The organism is Pseudomonas sp. GW822-FHT02E03, from assembly GCF_058802325.1.
Window position 1 is genome coordinate 34,365 of record NZ_JBXAOA010000001.1, and the last position, 19,558, is coordinate 53,922.

A 19,558-nucleotide genomic window follows, 5' to 3' on the forward strand; every position below is an offset into this window, starting at 1 on the left:
GTCGTCGGCTGTGCCAATGATCCTGCAGGCTCGGGCACCGGACAAACGGATAATCCTGCCGCTATCGATGACTTTTACGAATGAATTACCGTCACCTCACCCCCTCGATGTCGTTGCTGCTGGCCTTTGAAGCCGCCGCCCGACACGAAAGCTACACCCACGCTGCTCTGGAACTCTCGCTGACCCAAAGCGCAGTCAGCCGCCAGGTCCAGGCGCTGGAGCAGCAACTGGGCCTGACACTGTTTCGCCGTGAAGGCCGCCAGGTGAAGTTGACCGATGTCGGTCGTCTTTATCAGCGGGAAATGAGTGAAGCGCTCGGGCGCATCCGCAGCGCCACGTTGCAGGCCATGGCTTATCAATCCGGCAGCGGCACGTTGCGCCTGGCCACATTGCCGACCTTCGGCTCGAAGTGGTTATTGCCGCGCCTTCATGACTTTTACAAAAGCCATCCTGGCATGCTGGTGCACATCAACTCCCGGATCGACACCATCGACTTTGAAACCAGCGGCATCGATGCCGCGATTGTCGTCGGCAACGCTGATTTACCAGGCCTGATCAGCCATCGACTGCACACGGAAGAACTGATGGTGATCATGTCTCCGCAAGCGGCCAAGGCCCATGACGCCTGGCCCCCGGAGCTCATTGGCGGGCAGACGCTGCTCAATGTCGTGAGTAATTCCAACGTCTGGGGCGAGTGGTTCAGCCACCACGGCTTGCCCCATCGGATGATGCGTCTGGGGCCAAGTTTCGAACTCACCTCACACTTGATCCAGGCCGTCAGAGCCGGCATCGGAATAGGTCTGGTGCCTCGTATTCTGGTGGCTGATGAATTGGCCAATGCAGAGCTGATCGGCCTGGACCTGCCCTTCGCCAGTCAGCGCAGTTACTACCTGACCTACCCGCCGCGCAACGAAATGCTGCCATCACTCATCGCGTTCCGTACCTGGTTGCTGGAACAGATATGAGCGCCCTGGATCTCAAGGCGAGAGACGCCCTCTCCCTACACCGGAGAGATCGTGGCAAGCGCACCAATCAAAATGGTCAACACCAGAAATCCACCCAGGAAAAATGCCATTTTGCCCATTGGGCCTCCTACGTTATGAGTTTGCGGTGCAGCGGCTACCGCCGCTGCTGACCGTGCTGTCATTGTGAGCCGCAGGCTGATCCCATTACAGATGCAGATGGCGAAGGAAAAACCGTATCAGCCCCGACCTTGACTGATTGACCTGAACAATATGACGACTCATCGCGCCACCTTCTGGTTAGCGTTTACCTTGGGTGCGGTACGGCGGGAACGCACGATGGGCCAGAATAATTCTTCTTTCCAGCTTATCGGTGACAAGTGTTCGATTCCGTAGGCTGGCGGACGTCGACGGGTAATTTTGGCGGTTCCGAACAGCACGTCCCAAAAAAACAACAGGTTGCCAAAATTGCCTTTGTAATGGGTAACGCCATCCTCGGCCGTCAAACCGTGATGCGCAGAGTGAGTGGAGGGTGTGGAGAAGGTTCGTTCCAAAACCCAGACAACCGGGCGTAATGCGCGGATGCGATAAAGTTTGTCGTCCCACGCAACGCTGCTGTGTGCAGCGAAGATCACGGTCATTTTCAGAATCAGATAACCATAATAAACCGGTGCAAGCCCAAGATAGATCAACACCCCGGATAACCAGATGCCGGGCATCAGAAGATAGTAAATACTGTTGTTGCGATAGACGATGCGCACACTCATATAGGGTGCGGAATGATGCGCACGGTGCAATGCATAAAGTGCGGGAACCCGGTGAGTCAGGCGATGCCACCAGTATTGGGTCATGTCATCGAACAGTAAAAACAAGACAAATCCTGCAATCCACGGAATTCCAGCCAATGCGTCCTTCATCTCCGGTACAACCTGACTTGATATTTTGCCGCTTAGCCACATGACTAAAGGGAACGTGATCGCCACCAGGATGCCGGAGCCGACGACTTCAATGAGTACGTCACGTTTACCGCCTGACGACTGACGAAACGAGGAACAGGCAAGCTCCAGCAAAATGAAGGCAAGGAAAATCCCGGCCACTATTACAGCAGGGTTATTGGCGAGCATTGTTATATTCATGGCACTCTCGATTCAGGCCCTTGCGGGCAATGCCATGTGATTAGAAACCCAGGAGCCAGCCCTCCCAATGCGCGAAATGGACAGAATTGAGCTAGAACCGGCCAATCGCCCGCCCCAGCGCTTTCATCGAGGCAGGCTGGGCCAAGTCCTGGAACGCTTCCTTGACAGCCAGGTTTCCCGAAAAAGCACGGATTACAGCCTTATCGAACTGGATCAGCTTTGGCGCGAGGCGGCGCGCATTGATCCGGCGATCGGGTTAAAACTGTTCGCGCTGTTCACGCCTCAGGACTGGCACGTCCTGGCTTATCTTTGCCTCTATAGCCCCGACGTTTTGTCGTCCATGCACCTTTGGGCCCGGTACGCACCGCTTGCGTCGGACACCGACAATGTGAGGTTGGTGAATGACGAAAACGGCGTCGGGATCGAGCTGTGCGTCGATGCGCCTGGAGAGTTGGCGCGGTATGTCATCGAACACTACGGCGTGATGTCCATCGCGCAATTGCGACGTGGAACGGGGCAGGATGTGCAGCCGATTCTGGCAAAATTCAGGCATTCGCGTCCGTCGTATTACAAGCAATACACCCAGTGGTTTGGAGACCGCATCGAGTTTGACTGCCCGGTTAACCGCTTCTATTTCCATGCGCAGAGCTTGAGCCTGCCAATGCAAACCCGTCATCACGGGATGTTGGAGTTATTGACTCAGGAGCTGGATCGACGGATTGCCACGCATCGCAATTTCAGCGGTTGGTCAGCCAAAGTTGCCGAAGGTGCGCGACGATCTCTGGCGAGAGGTGAAACTCCAAATCTGGACGATCTGGCAAAGGCGCTACACCAGACGCCCAGGACATTACGCAGACGCCTGGAAGAACAAGGCACGACCTTCAGGCAATTACTTGATCAGGTTCGTGCAGAACTGGAACTGCATCTTGAATTGCAAGGCGAGTCGTTGACAGAGATTGCAGCTCAATTGGGCTACAGCGATTTGACGGCTTATCTCCATGCCCGAAGTCGATGGCGTGACAGGAAATAAGGTGGCGCCAGATTATTTCGAGCCTGTCTTTTGCTTACTCAATCCTGCCCCCAAGCCAACTCCTACACCGACCGCATCCCCCCTGATCTTTTGATCTTTGACTTTTCCAAAACCGCTGAAAATCAAAAGATCGCAGGCTTCGCCAGCTCCTACGCCGACCGCATGCACCCCTGAGGTAGGCCATCATTACCCCGCCCGCCACCAAACGACCATTCATCTGCCGCGGTAGTGGTAATCACCACCATGACGTCTTCAGCGTCGATGCCTGGTGCTCGACTCAATCTCTCGACCAGGTTGCGATAGAAACGCTGTTTCGTCTCGATGTCTCGAGGGCGGCCGGCAGTAATCGCGATCAGCACAAAGTCATGGCTGCGCGGACCGCCCAGGTAGCCGGGATCAAATATCAGTTCGCCCACTTCATGCTGGTGAATGACCTGGAACCGGTCGGCCATGGGCACTTCGAAGCTTTCTACCAATGCGTCGTGCAGCCCCTGTGAGAGGGCCTGTAAATACTCGGCCGACTTTCCCCGGTGCAATGAAATACGTGCAAATGGCATAACGGTCTACTCCTGAAAAACCCACTGACAGGAGAAAACTATCAAGTCGCGATAATTTCGAATATCCGATTTAATGGCGACCATAGTCCTGAATCAGTGGATGATTCGATGCGCCGTCCAACCTTCGATCTTGATGTGCTGCGTACTTTCGTAACCGGTGTGGAGTTCAACAGCTTTGCCAAGGCGGCGGATCGGCTCAATCGCTCGACGTCTGCCGTGAGCGCACAACTCAAGAAGCTTGAGGAACAGATAGGCACGCCAGTGCTGTCCAAATCCGGTCGAGGGCTGGTGCTGACGCCGGTGGGTGAAACCCTGCTCAGCCATGCTCGCCGACTGCTTGAACTGAACGACAGCATTTTCCAGACGCTGCACGAAAGCCAGACCGCCGCAACGGTACGCCTGGGGCTTCAGGAAGACTTTGGCGAACACTTTCTCAGCGACATCCTGCGACGCTACGTCAAGATGTACCCGAAGGTGAGCCTCGAAGTCAGGATCGCGCGTAATACCGAACTGCTTGCATTGATCGACAGCGGTGGCCTGGACCTGGCCCTGTCTTGGGACACAGGGCACATGTCCCCCTATGCCACACGCCTGGGTGAAACACAGATGCACTGGATCGGGCCTCGTGATACGCAACCGCTCAACTGCTCTGTAGATTCCCCCTTGCCATTGATCATGTTCGACGCCCCTTGCGTGTTGCGTAGCGCAGCAACCCAGGCACTGGATGAGGCGCGGATTCCCTGGCGAATCGCGCTGACCAGCCCCAGCGTGGGTGGAATCTGGGCGGCCGTTGCTGCCGGTTTGGGCCTCACGTTGCGAACCCGCATTGGACTGCCAGGACATCTCGCCGTCATTGCCGGCCTACCCACGCTGCCGACCCTCGGCTATGTGCTTTATCGTGGCGCAGAACACCTGGCGCCTGCCACCCGACAACTGGCTGCGTTGATACAAACCAGTCTGGAAGAGCAGGCGTTCAGTATCACTGCGGGCGCCTCCGTTTGATGCTGTCTAAAGCAAATCGCCCAAGGTGTCGTACTTGTAATACTGGCTGTAATTCAGCACATCTCGAGGTGTCACCTTTTCCGGGAAAGGGCTGTACATCGGGTCATCAATCCGATGGAACTTGAGGGTATCCGGGGCATTTCCCCCAGGTACGTAGGCTGCGGCGGAATGCTTCGCTTGCCATGCCGCCCAGAGCCGGTCGACATTGCAATGATGCAGAAAGAACACTGGATCATTCGGCGAGGACGACAATCCCATGTCACCACCGACCCACACATGGACGTTGTTATGAATGCGTTCTTCGCCCGCCCATCCCTCGATGCTGTTGCGCGCACCGCCGGTGGACTGCGCCGCGTTGTAGGGTGCTTTGTCATACACCGTGTTTTCATGGATGACCTTGCGCACATTGGCTCGGCTGGGCAGCGACCCACCGCCACCCAAATAACGCACCAGGGGGCGGTTTACCCCGTCCAGGTCCATGGTGCGGCCATTACCCGTCAATCGCACCCGCCACTGCCCATTCACGAACTGCCCAAGGTACTCATCGGACCAGATGAGTGAGGTTCTCGGGTCCTGAAGTTCTGCGTCAGTGTTCCAATCCCAGTACGGGATTCGAAAGTGTGGGTCGTTTATCGCCTTGCGAATCAAGGTTTCCAGGCGCACGAGGAAGTAGCGATGCCACGGCAAGAATGATGGCCCGCCATGCGCGGCGTTCCTGGCCATCTGCCCGGCCGGCGTTGAAATCATCATGGCCCGGTGGTGCCAGGCCACGAAGGAGTCGTAAATCGAGAGGTTGGCCTGCCCGGGCCAGGGATTCTGCGCGGGGTCCTTGAGTCGCTTTACCCCTTCGACGTATTTCTTAAGCACCGGGAGATCTTTGACCGCATTAGACCTGATCATGATGTGCTCCGTGCTCATGGTGGACGGGGTGGTCTGGGTGCTCTCCCCCGTCGCCATCGCCCTTGGCGAAGGATTCCGGATAGGCATCGATCACCGCCGTCATCAAGTCGAGAGCCGATCCGTAAGTGACGAATGGGGTGGCGTGCGTATGGACCTGGCCCGCATCGTCCACAAACAGATGCGCCTGGACCGGAGCCCCATCAACCTCCACCTGGTAAGTGGTCACGATCCGCACAACATGCCCTTTGTGGTTAATCTCGCGAACCGTCCTGGCTTCATGTCCTGCATGCGGGTCCACGTACTCAGGGAACTGCTCCTTGATCCACGCAGGGTGAGCTTTGTCAGGATCAGTGATGGATATCTCTGCGAGAGCACCTATGTCAGGCAGGCTCAATAGCGCATTGGGTTTCGTACCCGTTGGTTCGGGGCTGGAGACATTTTTCCGTGTCATGATTCCTCCTGGAGTGTGCCCCCCGGACGGTTGCCCAGACTGGCTGGAGAAAGTGTAGTTGGTCGCTGGCAGGCATGCCGCTGAACCCATCCGCCGGGCGGACTTACTGTGGATTCACCCTACGGGCACCCAGCGATGCGGCAGCATGTCGGTAATCTCACTCGCCCGTTGTGTCGGCAGGCGCGTGAGGATGTCCTTTAAGTAAGCGTACGGATCATGCCCATTGAGCTTCGCTTATTGGATCAGGCTCATGATTCACTTTTACAGACGCATTCCCATCTCGTGACCATTGAGTGCACCCTAACGATTAAGCTAACAGGCGAGCAAAAGCGTAGCTTTTGCGAGTTCCAGTGAGCGCCTTGTTAGACGTATTCAACGGAATGTTCCATTTAAAAATTTTCTGCCTCGGGCGCACGGAAGGCCTTACTGTAGTAGCCAGACGGGTCGAAACAGCAAACCTGCTTCTTGCCGGATGCAAGCATATCGCAGGCATCACCAATTCGTTTTGCGCGCGTCTTAAGTTGCTTGGCTGAAGTAATCCAGTGTATCCAGTCTACTCGTGCGATGGTCGTCGTATTGTTCCAAACTTTACGAGCCTCAGGAGTGGCTGCCAGTGCCTCCTGAAAATCTGGTGGGATGTCAGGCTCGGGTTCCTTCTTCACAGGGGTTAGCTCTAGTGTAACGATATCCCCAACGGCCGCGCCTGCGGCTTCGTGTAACTCTCTACTTACCTGCAGCCAATGGCTCAGCTGACCATCCGGTTCAAGGGTTGCCTGGAAATGGTGCCCATTGATTGTGCCTTCAACTGTCGTCCTTCCTCGCCTCGGAAGCTGTTCACTCGCGTCTCTTGGCAGTACTACGAACGCCCACGACGTATCATTACCAGGCTTTGCCGGACGAAGAAGCTTTGCTTCGAATCGGGATTTCACATCGATTGTTGTCATTGCAACTCCTCCAACTAATACGCCTAACTACTATTTGGCGACATCACTGTCGCGTTTAAAAGCGACAGTGATGTCGTATAACGTTCCTTGTCGTCCTGCAAGCCCTTATCTAGCCTGGAGGAATTGCAGCAACGCGACATAGCCCAGGGAGAAACGAGACATGGATGACGCCAAGCTCAGCTGCGGTAAAGATTCAGTGCAGAAGGTCGACGCTAACTATTTGCCACTAGTCTGTCCAGCGGCTGGTCGATTAAAAGTCATTGGCTAATCGTTCCGCTTTGCACATCACCGCAAAACCCGTAGCCGTTGGCAAAACACGCTCTCTAGCGCGAAACGGTGATCCCTTTGTTCATCCGTTATTTAACGGTATGTTGAAGTCCTCAACTCAAGGACGACCCATGGCCATCCACGCACCCACCCCCACGCAAAAACACTTGGCAGTGTTAATCGACGCCGACAATGCCCCCGCAGCAATTGTTGAAGGTTTATTCGAAGAAATCGCCAAGTACGGTGTCGCCAACGTCAAGCGGATCTATGGCGACTGGACTGGCCCTCAGTTGGGTGGATGGAAAAAGGTGCTACTCGACCATTCGATTCAACCTATCCAACAGTTCGCGTACACCAAAGGTAAGAACGCAACAGACAGTGCCTTGATCATCGACGCAATGGACTTGCTGTACACCCGACGCTTCGACGGTTTCTGCCTGGTTTCGAGCGACAGTGATTTCACCCGCCTCGCTTCGCGATTACGAGAAGAGGGTTTGACGGTCTACGGGTTTGGTGAAGAAAAAACCCCGAGACCGTTCGTGTCGGCCTGCGACAAGTTCATCTATACCGAATTGCTGCGCGGTGAAGTGCTTGTTGCTGCAAGCAATGGACATGGTCGACCCGAACCTGAGCCACCCGTCGAAATCGAGGCCGTCAAAGTCGCCTGTACACCCGAAGTAAAAAAGCTACCCAAGGCACCAGTAAGTTTCATCGCAAAGATCTTGGATGACATTGCCGACGAGGACGGCTGGGCTCACTTGGGTGCGCTGGGCACCAACATCAGCAAATTGAGACCTGAGTTCGACCCTCGCACCCATGGTTATAAAAAGCTTAGTGAATTGATCAAGGGGTATCCGGATATGTTTGAACTGCAAACTAGAGGAACGTCGGGAGTGGGTGGTTCAATACTCTATGCCCGGCACCGGCAGCCGAGTTCGTAGCCCCCGTAACCAACGACCGCTCTTGGCCGATTCTGTCGGTTGCCAAACAGTTGGCAGGGGCGATCAATGTAATTCATGAGCAATAGCCGATCGCAGTCTGAAGCATCCAAGCACTACATTGAAAAGTACGGAATTCCCTACGGTAGCTGGTGACTGTAGGCGCTGTCGAAGGCTCGGGCCGGGGCTGTCTCACGCAACTGCTCGTGAAGCGCGCACTTTCTCGTATCGCGCGAATCCGATCTTGATGCCGACCAGAATGGGGGCGGCGATTACAAAAAGCAGGGCCACGGCGACGAACGCTGTGTCGAAGGCAATCACCGTAGACTGACTTGTCACCAACCGGCCCAGAAGGCTCGTCGCTGCCCGGCCAGCGGCCGCTGCATCCATGCCTTTCACGGCCAGCATGGCTGTCGTGTTCGTCATCCGCTCGATGAGCGCGGCGCCGCCTGGGGTGACGTTGGCGCCGAGGACCACGGCATTGGTGACGACGTTATGGTCGATCAGTGTCTGGAGCCCTGCGACCCCAATAAGGCCACCCAACTGGCGACCCGTATTGAAAAGGCCTATTCCGCCAGCGAGGTTTCGGCTGTTGAGGTGGCTGAAAGCGATCAGCGTGATCGATAGAAACAGGAAGCCAAGCCCCAACCCGCGCAACAGGATAGCCGCCATCATGTCGTCCGCGCCACTTTCGCTGGTCGAACCGGACAGCATCCACATCGCCACCATGATCATCAGGATTCCAAAGGGCACGGTGGCGAACGGCGCAACGCGGTGGGCCTGCATCAGATAAGCAGATATGAGAAGCGCGCCGACAAAAAACGCGCCACTGGGCAACAGCAGCTGACCGGCATCGGTAGGCGTGAACCCGAGGACCGACAGGGCGAACGCCGGAATCAGGAACGCGCTGCCGAACAAGGCGGCGCCGGCGACAAAACTGACGATAAAGGCGAAGGAAAAATCGCTCGTTTTGAACAGGCTGAAGTCGAGCAGGCCCTGCCCTTTGGCCAACACTTGTTGCCCCAGAAATGCCAGCAGAGCGGCTGCGCCGATCACCGTTAGCCAAAGGATGCGTGGCTCCTCGAACCAGTCCCATCGGCTGCCCTGGCTGAGAACGTAGGTGAAACACAACAGCGTGGTAGAGATCAGCGAGAAGCCGATCCAGTCAAACGGACGCTGCCGGACCTTGGCGGGCATTGGGCCGTCTGCGATCAGCACAAGCCCGCTAGCCGCCAAGGCAATCGGGACAACGCTGAAGAAGATCCATGCCCAGGATTGGCTATCGATCAACCACCCTTGAAGCGCCGGGGCGAGCGTCGCGGGCGCGACAACGGAGCCCATGGCAAACAGCGCTTGAAGGATGGGTTGATGGGACCGTGGAAAAGAGCGAAATATGATCGCCTGGCCCCCGACCAGCAGAGTGCCACCGGCGAAGCCCTGGATAACTCGAAGTGCAACCAGCAAATCCAGCCGAGCGGTGATCGCGGCAATGCCACACGCCAGGCCCATGACCAGGGTTGAGCTGATGATCACATGACGCGCAGCGAAACGGTTCATCAGCCAAGGGGCGGTCATGAACCCGATCAGCTTGAGCGCGATGTAGCCGATATCCAGCCAGGCAAACTCATCAGGCGTCGCATAGGTGTCGCCGATGATGTCGCTGCGTCCGAGCGACAGAACGGTGCTGGCGATCGCTTCCGTTAGCGTGGCGAGCACGATGCCCGCCATGAGCAGGACACCGGTCGTAGCGCTGGCGTTGCTCCGCGTGGCGCTGGCAATCGTGCTCATGAGCCGTCCCCTTGCGCAACCTCGACACGCGCGGACAGGCCAGGGACGATGCGGCCCGGCAATGGGTTGTGGGCAAGCCGGATCTTTACCGGAACCCGCTGCACGACACGCACAAAGTTTCCTGTTGCGTTGTCTGTGGGCAGCAAGCTGAACGCCGACCCGCTACCCGGCGCAAAGCTGTCGACCACGCCTTCAAGTGCCCCGTCGGGATAGCCGTCGACCGTGATGCGCACGCGCTGACCGGGACGGATATGTTCGAGCTGGGTTTCCTTGAAGTTCGCCACGACCCACACATCATTGACCGGCACGATATCGAGCAACGAAACACCCGGCGTAACGAACCGGCCGACCCGAACCTGACGGTTACCGATAACGCCATCAACAGGCGCGTGTACCACGGTGCTGTCGAGATCGATCTGGGCCAGATCGCGCGCGGCCTGTGCCTGCGCCACGGCAGCAATGGCAGCTTCTCGCTGGGCCACAAGGACGGTGATGCGTTGCTGTTGAGCCTCGACCGTTGCCGAAGCTGCCGAGACCGTCGCCTCGGCTCTGGAGCGTGCCGTGCCGGTTTCATCGACCAGAGCCTGGCTGACCGCATTGCTGACGATCAGTTTTTGGCTGCGATCATGGGTCTTGGTCGCCAGATTCATCTCGGCGGAGGCCGAGCGGCGCTGGGCTTCGGCCTGTCGAATCAGGGCACGCTGAAGCTGGGTTTCGGCATCGACATGGGTCAGGCGAGCCTCAGCAGCGCTGACATTGGCCACTGCCTGTGCAAGCCGTGCGCGATAGTCCCGATCGTCAATCCGAAACAGGACGTCACCCGCCCGGACGGTCTGGTTGTCCTCGACCTCTACCGCCGTGACATAGCCGGCAACCTTGGCGGCGAGCGAGGTGAGGTCGCCGCGCACATAAGCGTTATCGGTGGAGGTCGAACCGCTCGAAAACGCCATGGCCCATCCGCCGGCCACGACCACCACGGCGCCGATGCACAGCAGGATGCCAATCATCTTTCTCTTGCTTTGCCGCGCCACCACGACAGGGATCTCGGCGCTTGCGCCGGTGGCAATGGCGGCCTTGTCCTGAAGCGAGTTCATGTTCTTGTTTCCTGTTCAATGCCAAGGATCCACAGCAGCCACAGGACGGCATAGACCTGCCGCCCGGCTGTCGAGCGTCGATGAGCGCGTTGATCGGCTCACTTTTTGATGGGGGTGACGAGCTCCTTTTCGTTGGTGTCGAGGACGAACACGGCCAGCAGGCGAGCTGGCTTCGTGTCGCTGGCGTTGGCGCTGACTTCGTGCACGGAGCCCGGCTCCTCTACGAAGTTTTCGCCGACGTTGTAGATCTTTTCCGGCTCGCCTTTGACTTTGATGCGAAACGAGCCCTCCAGGACCGTTGCATAGATGAAAGCCGTTTTCGGATGGGTGTGGGACGGCGACGCGGCGCCCGGCCCATACTCGACCAGCACGCCCTTCATGCTCTTGCCTGGGAGGTTGGGAATGGGCCGATCGAATACGACCGACACCTTGCCTGCGGGCGGCTCGGCGGCCGACGCTGCGCTGATCGACAGCGCTGCGAAGGCAGCGGCCAAGAGAAATCGGGTAACCATGGCAATGCTCCTTGATGCGTAGGTGGTGTGAGCGCGCGGCCCGTTACCGAGCCGTCGACTGACCGAGCCAGTCCTCGAAGCGGATTGCGCCAAGGCGTGGGTTCTTGCCGGGCGTCAGCGATTGATCGTCGAGCACCGAACCGAAGTAGCGCGCGTGCACGTCCGGCACGACCTTGCGCGTGTCCTGAGTGGCACGCAGGAAGCGCCTGACCAGTTCGTCGAGTGGCATGGCCTCGGGACCGGCGACTTCGACCGTGCCATTGACCGGTGTTGCCAGCGTGACCTCGGTGAGCGCCGCCACCACGTCGTCGGACGCCATCGGCTGGATCAGCGCCGGCGACAGGCAAATCTCCTCGCCGACGGTGGCCGCTTGCGCGATGCCGCCGACAAACTCGAAGAACTGTGTGGCCCGCAGGATGGTGTAAGGAATGCCGGATGCCTTGATCAGGTTTTCCTGCGCGACCTTGGCCCGGAAATAGCCATTCTCGGGAAGCCGTTCACTGCCGACGATCGACAGGGCCACGTGATGGCGAACGCCAGCGGCCGCCTCGGCAGCCAGCAGGTTACGGCTCGACGTTTCGAAGAAATCGAGAACGGCCTGGTCTTCCCACGAAGGCGCGTTCGCCACGTCGACGACAATATCGGCGCCATCCATCGCCTGGGCCAGGCCCTCGCGGGTAATGCTATTCACGCCCGTGCTGGGGGCGGCTGCGAGCACGTCATGGCCGCGCTCGCGGAGGTTCTGCACAAGTTTCGATCCGATGAGGCCGGTGCCTCCAATGACGACGATCTTCATGGTTTCTCTCCGCTTCTCGACTGCAACCATTGCTGTCGATGTAGATCGAGAGTGCCAGCGCGCGTCAGGAACGTCCTTGTACCGGCCTTGAGTTTGCCTTCAGGGAAGCTTGGTTTTTCGTCCAGAAAAACAGTTATTCGACGGGTCTCCCTTGCCGCAAACGGTGCAGCGGGTCAGGCGCTGCCGTATTATCGATACCACTTACCCACCGCCAGCTCAGACACGGAGTCGAGGGCGCTCGACCAGGGGATCCTCACCTTGCAATTCGTGTTTGAAGACTACGTGCTCGATCAGCAGCGCCGGGAACTGACCTTGCGCGGGCAAGTCGTGGCTGTCGGGCCGCAGGTCTTCGATCTACTGCTGCAACTCGTCAGCAACCGCGATCGCGTCATGAGCAAGGACGACCTGCTCAAGGCCGTGTGGAGCGGTCGGATCGTCTCTGAGTCGACCATCACCAGCCACATCAATGCGGTGCGCAAGGCCATCGGCGATACCGGCGAAGAGCAGCGCCTGGTGCGTACGGTTGCCCGTAAGGGATACCGCTTCGTCGGCGAGATCAAGGTGGATGAGTTCAGGGAAACGCGACAGCCTGACATCGAAGAACCCACGCCCGTGGACCTGAAGCAAACGCCTGCGCCCACGCTCGTCCTGCCGGACAAACCCTCCATTACTGTCCTGCCCTTCCATAACCTGAGCGGCGATCCGGAGCAGGAGTATTTCGCCGACGGCATGGTAGAGGACATCATCACCGCCCTGTCGCGTATCCGCTGGCTGTTCGTCATCGCACACAATTCAAGCTTCACCTATAAGGGCCGGGCCGTGGACGTCCAGGGCGTCGGCCAGACGCTCGGCGTGCGCTACGTGCTGGAAGGTAGCGTGCGCAAGTCCGGGAACAAGGTACGCATCACCGGGCAGCTCATCGACGCGACGACCGGGATGCATATCTGGGCGGAGCGCTTCGAAGGCATGCTCCACGACATTTTCGAGCTGCAGGATCAAATCGCCGAAAGCGTCGTCGGCGCCATAGCGCCGCAGCTGGAACGGGCGGAAATCGAGCGCGCCAAGCGCAAACCGACGGAAAGCCTGGATGCCTACGACTATTACCTGCGCGGTATGCCGAAACTGCACAACGGCACCCGCGAAGCCATCGAGCAAGCGCTGCCGTTGTTCTACAAGGCCATCGAGCTCGATCCGGAATTTGCATCGGCCTATGGCATGGCAGCCTGGTGTCACTTCTGGCGCAAGTTGAATGGCTGGATGACCGATCGGACTCAAGAGATCGCCGAGGGCGCACGACTTGCGCGTTTGGCGGTGGAACTAGGCCGGGACGATGCGGTGGCGCTGACGCGAGGCGGACATGCACTTGGCCATCTCGCCGGCGATATTGATGGCGGCATTGCCCTGCTCGACAGGGCACGCCTGCTCAACCCCAACCTCGCCCCCGCCTGGTACCTGGGCGGAATCCTGCGCGCACTGCGCGGTGAAGCAGACGCCGCCATTGCGGATTTAACCCATGCCGTTCGCTTGAGTCCGCTGGATCCGGAAATGTTCAGGATGCAGGTTGGAATGGCACTCGCACACTTCTTCGCCGGGCGCTTCGATCCCGCTTCTGCCTGGGCGGAAAAGGCGCTGGGTAACCTGCCCTGCCTCCTGGTGTCGGTTGCCCTGATGGCGGCCAGTCATGCGCTCAGCGGACGCATGGACAAAGCGAAGCAGGCGATGCAGCGTTTGCACGAGCTGGATCCATCCTTGCGCGTCTCCAACCTGAAGGACTGGTTGCCAATCCAGCGTTCTGAGGATTTTGCACGGTTTGCTGATGGGTTGCGGCTAGCTGGGTTGCCTGAGTGACTGCGGCACGGTGAACTGCGAATGGCTTGCTAAAGCCAACGCGGGAATTCCCTCCAAGGAGCTGCCGAAGGCTGCTAATGCGAACTGCGATCTGTAGCTGGCTTCGCCAACTGCTCCAAGGAATGCGCAGGTTCGCAGATTGCAATATACGAATGGAAGCTACACTGAAGTTGCTTGAATCTTGCATCCCCTCTTTCGGGAGAGCCAAGTGGATCTAACGATCGAGTCAGGTTCAAAGCAGCAGAAGCCAGTTTTGGCTGGTACGAAACTGCGACTTGAATGCGTTTTAGTTGTTTGTGCCCAGCTGCGGGGGCGGTGACATCAATCCATTCCTGCAGCGAAAAAGCAGTCTGTTCGGTGGCATGCGTCACTCGAAGGGGTCATGCAGTGCATTAGCGACCATCTCTTGTCAGCCCGTCACCTCTTGAACGATTCCGTTTCGGTAAGGAGATTCAGATGGTCGACTCCGTCAGCAACATCGACAAAGATACCCAGATTTCTGCCTCCAGCGATAAGTTGAAGTTCGGAGCATTGATCGCTCTGGTCGTCGGCTCCATGGTGGGCGGCGGAATTTTTTCGCTACCGCAGAACATTGCTAAAAGTGCCAGTGCTGGCGCCACGTTGATTGGCTGGCTGATCACTGGCGTCGGCATGCTGATGCTGGCATTCGTCTTCCAGACACTGGCCAACCGCAAGCCCAAGCTCGATGGCGGGGTTTACGCCTATGCCAAGGCCGGGTTTGGCGACTACATGGGCTTCTCATCGGCTTGGGGTTACTGGATCAGTGCCTGGATCGGCAACGTCAGCTACATGGTGTTGCTGTTCAGTACCCTCGGGTTCTTCTTCCCGATGTTTGGAGAAGGCAACACACTACCGGCAATCATTTGCGCCTCCGTGCTGCTCTGGCTCCTGCATTTTCTGGTTCTGCGCGGAATCAAGGAAGCCGCCTTCATTAACGTGATCACTACCATCGCCAAGATGGTGCCGCTGGCGCTGTTCATTGTCATTGCCGGTGTGGCTTTCAAGATGGATGTTTTTACCAGCGACTTCTGGGGCGCTGGCAACAGTGACCTGGGCACGGTGATGAATCAGGTTCGCAACATGATGCTGGTCACCGTCTGGGTGTTTATTGGCATTGAAGGGGCCAGCATCTTTTCCGCCCGTGCTGAAAAGCGCAGCGACGTCGGCAAGGCGACCGTGGTTGGCTTCGTCGGGGTGCTGCTTTTACTGGTTCTGGTTAACGTGTTTTCTCAGGGGATCATGGCCCAGGCACAACTGGCCGGCCTGAAAAATCCTTCCATGGCGGGCGTACTGGAACATGTGGTGGGTCACTGGGGGGCAGTACTGATCAGCGCAGGGCTGATCGTCTCGCTGGTCGGTGCGCTATTGTCCTGGACACTCCTCTGCGCGGAAATCCTCTTTGCCAGTGCCCGCGACCACACCATGCCGGAGTTCTTGCGCAAGGAGAACGCTAACCAGGTTCCCGCCAATGCTCTATGGCTATCCAACGGGCTTATCCAGCTGTTCCTGATTATCACGTTGTTCAACAGTTCCACCTATTTAAGCCTGTTGTACCTGGCAACCTCGATGATCCTGGTGCCGTACTTCTGGTCCGCCGCCTACGCTCTGCTATTGGCCTGGCGTAACGAAACCTATGAGGAGGCTCAAGGCGAGCGGACCAAGGATCTGGTAATCGGGGTGATCGCTGTGCTCTATGCCGTATGGCTGGTGTACGCGGCCGGGGCGCAGTACCTGCTGCTGTCTGCACTGCTTTATGCTCCCGGCGCAATCCTGTTCGCCAAGGCCAAGCGCGAACTGGGCCAACCGGTGTTCACCTCCATTGAAAAAGTCATTTTCGTTGTCGTGATGATAGGTGCGCTGATCGCGGGTTACGGCCTCTACAGCGGTTTCCTCAGCCTCTGAAACAAGGGTTTGCATGGCGGATGGAGCGCTCCGTCTGCCATGCGGCTTCAATGAAAACCGAGGCGGATTTTTTCAATGGCATGGGCCATCAGCAATCGGTCGTCCATCACTTAGCCTGATTCGATGGATAAAGACCGGCAAACCGAGCGATCACAACACCAACGTAAAAGACGCCTGAAAACTCTTCGACCATTACCAGTGAGCGGGCGTGATTGGTCAACGGAATAACATCTCCGTAACCGGTGGTTGTGAGCGTCGTGAGGCTGAAATAGATTAATTTGAAGAACGTGCCAGGCTGTGCGAAGTCGAGGGGCAGAGGACCGAATGAGCCAGCGCTGGATATCTCCACCATGGCATAAACGAAGGACCAAACGAAAGCCAGCATGATGTAACCCGCCAGCGCGCCATGCAGCTTGCCGGCTGTAATTGGCCCGCGCTTGAGAATGTAGAGAAGCACTCCGCTAAACGAGACGGCAAGAGACGCCGTATACGCTATCCCGGCAAGGCTAAGAATCGCGATACTCTCAGTCCATAACGCCGTCCATTGAAGGCCAACCCCAAGCAACGCCAGGCCCAGTTTGAGAATGAACCCCCGCCGAGTCTGCCTGGTGGCGAAAGCCCCCACGAGCAGCACGATCGAAAAAAGAATGCCGAGCAAGGTACGAGCAAATATACCTTCCTCAAGAAAGGGAAACAGAAGGATCAACCCTAGCAAGAGCAGCAATAGATAGGTGTAGGGACCTTTCCCCATAATCAACCGGGCTAAATCCTCGTCGGGTTCGGCTTTATCTTGCGGATTTGTCATATCGGCTTCCCAGAGGCTGAAGTAACGCTCGATGTCTGACCGTGCACCGTTGAAATCTGGCTTGGCTTTAGAATAGCCGGGGGTGAAATCCTTGAGTGGCGGATATGGGTCGAATTCTGCCTGTAAGGAAAGGCAACAGTCGGTCAGAAGCAGTCGTTCACCAGTGACTGCTTCCATAGCGGCCGGCCAGATTCGTCTATGAAACCAGAGTCGATTCAGGAACTACACTGGCGTGCTTGCAGCGCTTGGGCGAAGGCCTCTGGTGTCGGGCTTTCCGGCCAGCTCGGGGTACCCTCGGCCAGCTGCAGCCAGGGCTGCATTCGCTTCACCCAAATGTGCGCAATGGGCTCGATTGCAGCACTGTTGTGCAGGGTCCCGGCGCGTAATACCAGCATGCCGGGAGCTGCGCTGGTGGTGTTGTAGATACGCGTATGGCAATGGGCGCAGAGCCGATGATGGCTGGCCGGGTGCGCGCCTTCGTAGCGGTAGTCGCTTAACTCGCCAGTGATCTGCAGAGCATCCTCGGGCAATAGCGCGTGCAGGCCAAACGCACTGCCGCTGGTTGTCTGGCAATCCAGGCAATGGCAGGCATAGCTCGGTGGCAGGTTATCCGTAGCAACAACGTAGCTAACCGCGCCACAATGACATCCACCCATAATCTTCATGCAATCCCCTTTTGTATGCGTTAGCCACTGTTGCCGTGCAGCATGACGTTGGCGCAGGGTGAAACCAACTCCCTAAAGTTGCTGTGCCGCTAGTAGGAAATGTATGAGCCCACTCACCCTGCATTGGGAAAATCAACGCGCATTCCTCGCAGTTCTGCGCACTGGAAGCTTGTCCGGTGCCGCGCGCATGCTGGGTATAGCCCAAGCCACGGCGCGCCGTCGCATCGAGGCACTGGAAAGCAGCGTGGGCGTCAATCTGTTTACCCGCTCCCCCGCTGGCTTGATTCCCACGGAAACAGCCCGTGAACTGATCGCCCATGTGGAGAGCATGGCGCTGGCCGCCGAAGCCTTCAACCGCGCAGCTTCAGCCGAAGCGATAGCCGGTGGGGGTACGGTGCGAATCACCAGCAGCGACTTGCTGGGCATCGAAGTGCTGCCGCAGTTGCTTCAACCCATCGGCCGTGCCCATCCTCAGTTGACCTTTGAACTGAGCGTCAACAACCGTCTTGAAGCCCTGGCCCGCCAGGAAGCGGACATTGCCATTCGCACTCACCGCCCTACAGAGGCAGACGTGATAACCCGCCGTGTTGGTGCCTTGCAGATTGGGCTGTACGCGACCCAGGAGTTGCTTGATCGGTATGGCACACCCACCAGCCTGGAAAGCTTGGCGCGCCTGCCCATGATCGGCCCCGACCGTAACCTCGCCGACATCCAGACCCTCAGTGCGCGAGGCTTTCCCTTTGCGCAGCAGCACTTCCAACTGCGCAGCGACAACCACCTCGCTCAGCAGGCCGCCCTGCGCGCAGGCATCGGTATAGGTGTGTGCCCGAACCAGCTGGCGGCGCGCGACGGGTTGACCCGCGTGCTGCCCGATGCGCTGGATTTTGCCGTGGATGTATGGATTGCCACGCATCGCGACCTACGGCGCATACCACGCATCCAGCAAGCCTTCGACGCGTTAGCCGCAGCGCTGGAGGCCTATTTGGATGAGCGTGTTTCGTTGCCGGCTGCCGCCATCAGCGACGTTTCCAGAAAACCGATCAGCGCCTGAATACGGCTGCTGCGGTTTTTCCGCGAGGGCACCAGCAAGGTGATGGGTGCGCTGTCGAATTGCCAGTCCGCCAGCACACGCACCAGAGTGCCTTTGGCAATCGCATCCGTTACGTCCCACTGCGACCGCAGCACCAACCCTAACCCCTGCTCGGCCCAGCGCCGGGTAACAACACCATCGTTGCTCAGCAGCGCCGGTTCGATGCGCACAGTGTGCCGCGCCGAACGCTTGCGCAGGTGCCACAAGGTGACGTCTTCCTCGTTCTCACGGATGCAGACGCAGCGATGCTCTGCCAACTCATCCGGCGCGTGTGGCGTGCCGTGGCGGCTCAGATAATCGGGGCTGGCGCATAACCAACGCTCGTTCTGGGCCAGAGGTCGGGCAACCCATGAACTGTCGTTGACGCGACCGATATGGATCACCGCATCGCTGTCGTGACGATCCGGCCAGGGCGTTTCACGTAGATCCAGGTGCAGGCGCAACTGCGGATGCAGTTTGGCGAAGCGCGCCAGCAACGGAGCCAATCGCTGCCGTCCATAACCGAAGGGGGCCGCCAGGCGCAGGGTGCCGACCAGTTGGTCGTCGTGCTGTTTGAAGGACTCCGGCAGCGCCTCCAGTTGCTCCAGCAACAATGCACTTTCCCGTGCAAAACGTTCGCCTTCAGCGGTCAAGCTCAGGCGCCGGGCATCGCGATTGGCCAGGGTTATGCCGAGCAGTGCCTCAAGTTTTCGCAGGCGCATGGACAGCGCCGGTGGCGACACATTCAGCGTTCTGGCAGCCGCACTCAGAGATTCAGAGCGCGCCAGGGTTACCGCCAAACGCAGATCTTCGATAGCGATCATTCAGATTCACTTAAAGATAGATGACGCCTGATTGAACCACAGCTTTA

19 protein-coding genes and 1 pseudogene are annotated in these 19,558 nt (G+C 58.0%); 7 read left to right on the forward strand and 13 right to left on the reverse strand.

From position 1 onward, the window contains the following. Positions 1-80 precede the first annotated feature (80 nt). Positions 81-965, forward strand: a complete 885-nt coding sequence (locus AC1RQB_RS00145) for a LysR substrate-binding domain-containing protein (protein WP_063343236.1) — start codon at positions 81-83, stop codon at positions 963-965. A gap of 278 nt (positions 966-1,243) precedes the next feature. Here the strand turns inward: AC1RQB_RS00145 and AC1RQB_RS00150 are convergent, their stop codons facing one another. Next, the gene (locus AC1RQB_RS00150; RefSeq protein WP_063343235.1) at positions 1,244-2,098 is read right to left on the reverse strand and encodes a sterol desaturase family protein; all 855 of its coding nucleotides are present in this window, start codon (positions 2,096-2,098) and stop codon (positions 1,244-1,246) included. Between the two features lie 67 nt (positions 2,099-2,165). Here AC1RQB_RS00150 and AC1RQB_RS00155 point away from each other — a divergent pair, with 67 nt between their 5' ends. Next, on the forward strand, positions 2,166-3,128 hold the full coding sequence (locus tag AC1RQB_RS00155) for an AraC family transcriptional regulator ligand-binding domain-containing protein (RefSeq protein WP_063343234.1): 963 nt from the start codon (positions 2,166-2,168) through the stop codon (positions 3,126-3,128). A gap of 149 nt (positions 3,129-3,277) precedes the next feature. Here the strand turns inward: AC1RQB_RS00155 and AC1RQB_RS00160 are convergent, their stop codons facing one another. Beyond that, positions 3,278-3,685 (reverse strand): tautomerase family protein, encoded by a 408-nt coding sequence (locus tag AC1RQB_RS00160; protein ID WP_063343233.1) that lies wholly within the window; start codon positions 3,683-3,685, stop codon positions 3,278-3,280. Between the two features lie 108 nt (positions 3,686-3,793). On the opposite strand from AC1RQB_RS00160, the gene AC1RQB_RS00165 reads away from it, so the two are divergent. After that, the gene (locus tag AC1RQB_RS00165) at positions 3,794-4,687 is read left to right on the forward strand and encodes a LysR substrate-binding domain-containing protein (RefSeq protein WP_063343232.1); all 894 of its coding nucleotides are present in this window, start codon (positions 3,794-3,796) and stop codon (positions 4,685-4,687) included. A 6-nt stretch (positions 4,688-4,693) separates the two neighbouring features. On the opposite strand, the gene AC1RQB_RS00170 is transcribed toward AC1RQB_RS00165, so the two are convergent. The 4 genes and pseudogenes from AC1RQB_RS00170 to AC1RQB_RS00185 form a co-directional block, all read right to left on the reverse strand. Further along, the gene (locus tag AC1RQB_RS00170; RefSeq protein WP_063343231.1) at positions 4,694-5,587 is read right to left on the reverse strand and encodes a tyrosinase family protein; all 894 of its coding nucleotides are present in this window, start codon (positions 5,585-5,587) and stop codon (positions 4,694-4,696) included. Beyond that, positions 5,574-6,038, reverse strand: coding sequence for a hypothetical protein (locus tag AC1RQB_RS00175; protein WP_063343230.1), 465 nt, complete (start codon positions 6,036-6,038; stop codon positions 5,574-5,576). The genes AC1RQB_RS00170 and AC1RQB_RS00175 overlap by 14 nt, the downstream gene beginning before the upstream one ends. A gap of 114 nt (positions 6,039-6,152) precedes the next feature. Beyond that, positions 6,153-6,293 (reverse strand): annotated as a pseudogene (locus AC1RQB_RS00180) (transposase domain-containing protein); the annotation flags it as partial. Positions 6,294-6,427: 134 nt separating this feature from the next. Continuing rightward, on the reverse strand, positions 6,428-6,982 hold the full coding sequence (locus AC1RQB_RS00185) for a YdeI/OmpD-associated family protein (protein WP_008070764.1): 555 nt from the start codon (positions 6,980-6,982) through the stop codon (positions 6,428-6,430). A gap of 398 nt (positions 6,983-7,380) precedes the next feature. On the opposite strand from AC1RQB_RS00185, the gene AC1RQB_RS00190 reads away from it, so the two are divergent. Next, a complete protein-coding gene (locus AC1RQB_RS00190; protein WP_008070766.1) occupies positions 7,381-8,190 on the forward strand; it encodes an NYN domain-containing protein in 810 nt (269 codons plus the stop codon). A gap of 189 nt (positions 8,191-8,379) precedes the next feature. Here AC1RQB_RS00190 and AC1RQB_RS00195 read toward each other — a convergent pair whose 3' ends face one another. From AC1RQB_RS00195 to AC1RQB_RS00210, 4 genes are all read right to left on the reverse strand, one after another. Next, positions 8,380-9,975, reverse strand: coding sequence for a DHA2 family efflux MFS transporter permease subunit (locus tag AC1RQB_RS00195; protein WP_063343229.1), 1,596 nt, complete (start codon positions 9,973-9,975; stop codon positions 8,380-8,382). Beyond that, positions 9,972-11,069 (reverse strand): HlyD family secretion protein, encoded by a 1,098-nt coding sequence (locus AC1RQB_RS00200; RefSeq protein ID WP_063343228.1) that lies wholly within the window; start codon positions 11,067-11,069, stop codon positions 9,972-9,974. The genes AC1RQB_RS00195 and AC1RQB_RS00200 overlap by 4 nt, the downstream gene beginning before the upstream one ends. Positions 11,070-11,167: 98 nt before the next feature. Further along, positions 11,168-11,581, reverse strand: coding sequence for a cupin domain-containing protein (locus tag AC1RQB_RS00205; protein WP_063343227.1), 414 nt, complete (start codon positions 11,579-11,581; stop codon positions 11,168-11,170). A gap of 43 nt (positions 11,582-11,624) precedes the next feature. Beyond that, entirely contained in the window at positions 11,625-12,377 is a 753-nt protein-coding gene (locus AC1RQB_RS00210) for an SDR family oxidoreductase (protein WP_063343226.1), read from the reverse strand. 258 nt (positions 12,378-12,635) lie between these two features. Between AC1RQB_RS00210 and AC1RQB_RS00215 the strand changes: the two genes are divergently transcribed. Next, entirely contained in the window at positions 12,636-14,225 is a 1,590-nt protein-coding gene (locus AC1RQB_RS00215; protein ID WP_063343225.1) for a winged helix-turn-helix domain-containing protein, read from the forward strand. Positions 14,226-14,681: 456 nt separating this feature from the next. Next, positions 14,682-16,148, forward strand: a complete 1,467-nt coding sequence (arcD, locus tag AC1RQB_RS00220; protein WP_198537215.1) for an arginine-ornithine antiporter — start codon at positions 14,682-14,684, stop codon at positions 16,146-16,148. A gap of 106 nt (positions 16,149-16,254) precedes the next feature. Here arcD and AC1RQB_RS00225 read toward each other — a convergent pair whose 3' ends face one another. Both AC1RQB_RS00225 and AC1RQB_RS00230 read right to left on the reverse strand, forming a co-directional pair. Beyond that, positions 16,255-16,953 (reverse strand): ion channel, encoded by a 699-nt coding sequence (locus tag AC1RQB_RS00225; protein WP_063343941.1) that lies wholly within the window; start codon positions 16,951-16,953, stop codon positions 16,255-16,257. Between the two features lie 215 nt (positions 16,954-17,168). Beyond that, positions 17,169-17,618 carry a GFA family protein gene (locus AC1RQB_RS00230; protein ID WP_063343224.1) on the reverse strand — a complete coding sequence of 150 codons (450 nt, stop codon included), beginning with the start codon at positions 17,616-17,618 and terminating at the stop codon, positions 17,169-17,171. A gap of 103 nt (positions 17,619-17,721) precedes the next feature. On the opposite strand from AC1RQB_RS00230, the gene AC1RQB_RS00235 reads away from it, so the two are divergent. Beyond that, positions 17,722-18,669, forward strand: a complete 948-nt coding sequence (locus tag AC1RQB_RS00235; protein WP_063343223.1) for a LysR family transcriptional regulator — start codon at positions 17,722-17,724, stop codon at positions 18,667-18,669. On the opposite strand, the gene AC1RQB_RS00240 is transcribed toward AC1RQB_RS00235, so the two are convergent. Continuing rightward, a complete protein-coding gene (locus AC1RQB_RS00240; RefSeq protein WP_063343222.1) occupies positions 18,597-19,511 on the reverse strand; it encodes a LysR family transcriptional regulator in 915 nt (304 codons plus the stop codon). The two genes, AC1RQB_RS00235 and AC1RQB_RS00240, sit on opposite strands and share 73 nt — an antisense overlap. Between the last annotated feature and the right edge of the window lie 47 nt (positions 19,512-19,558).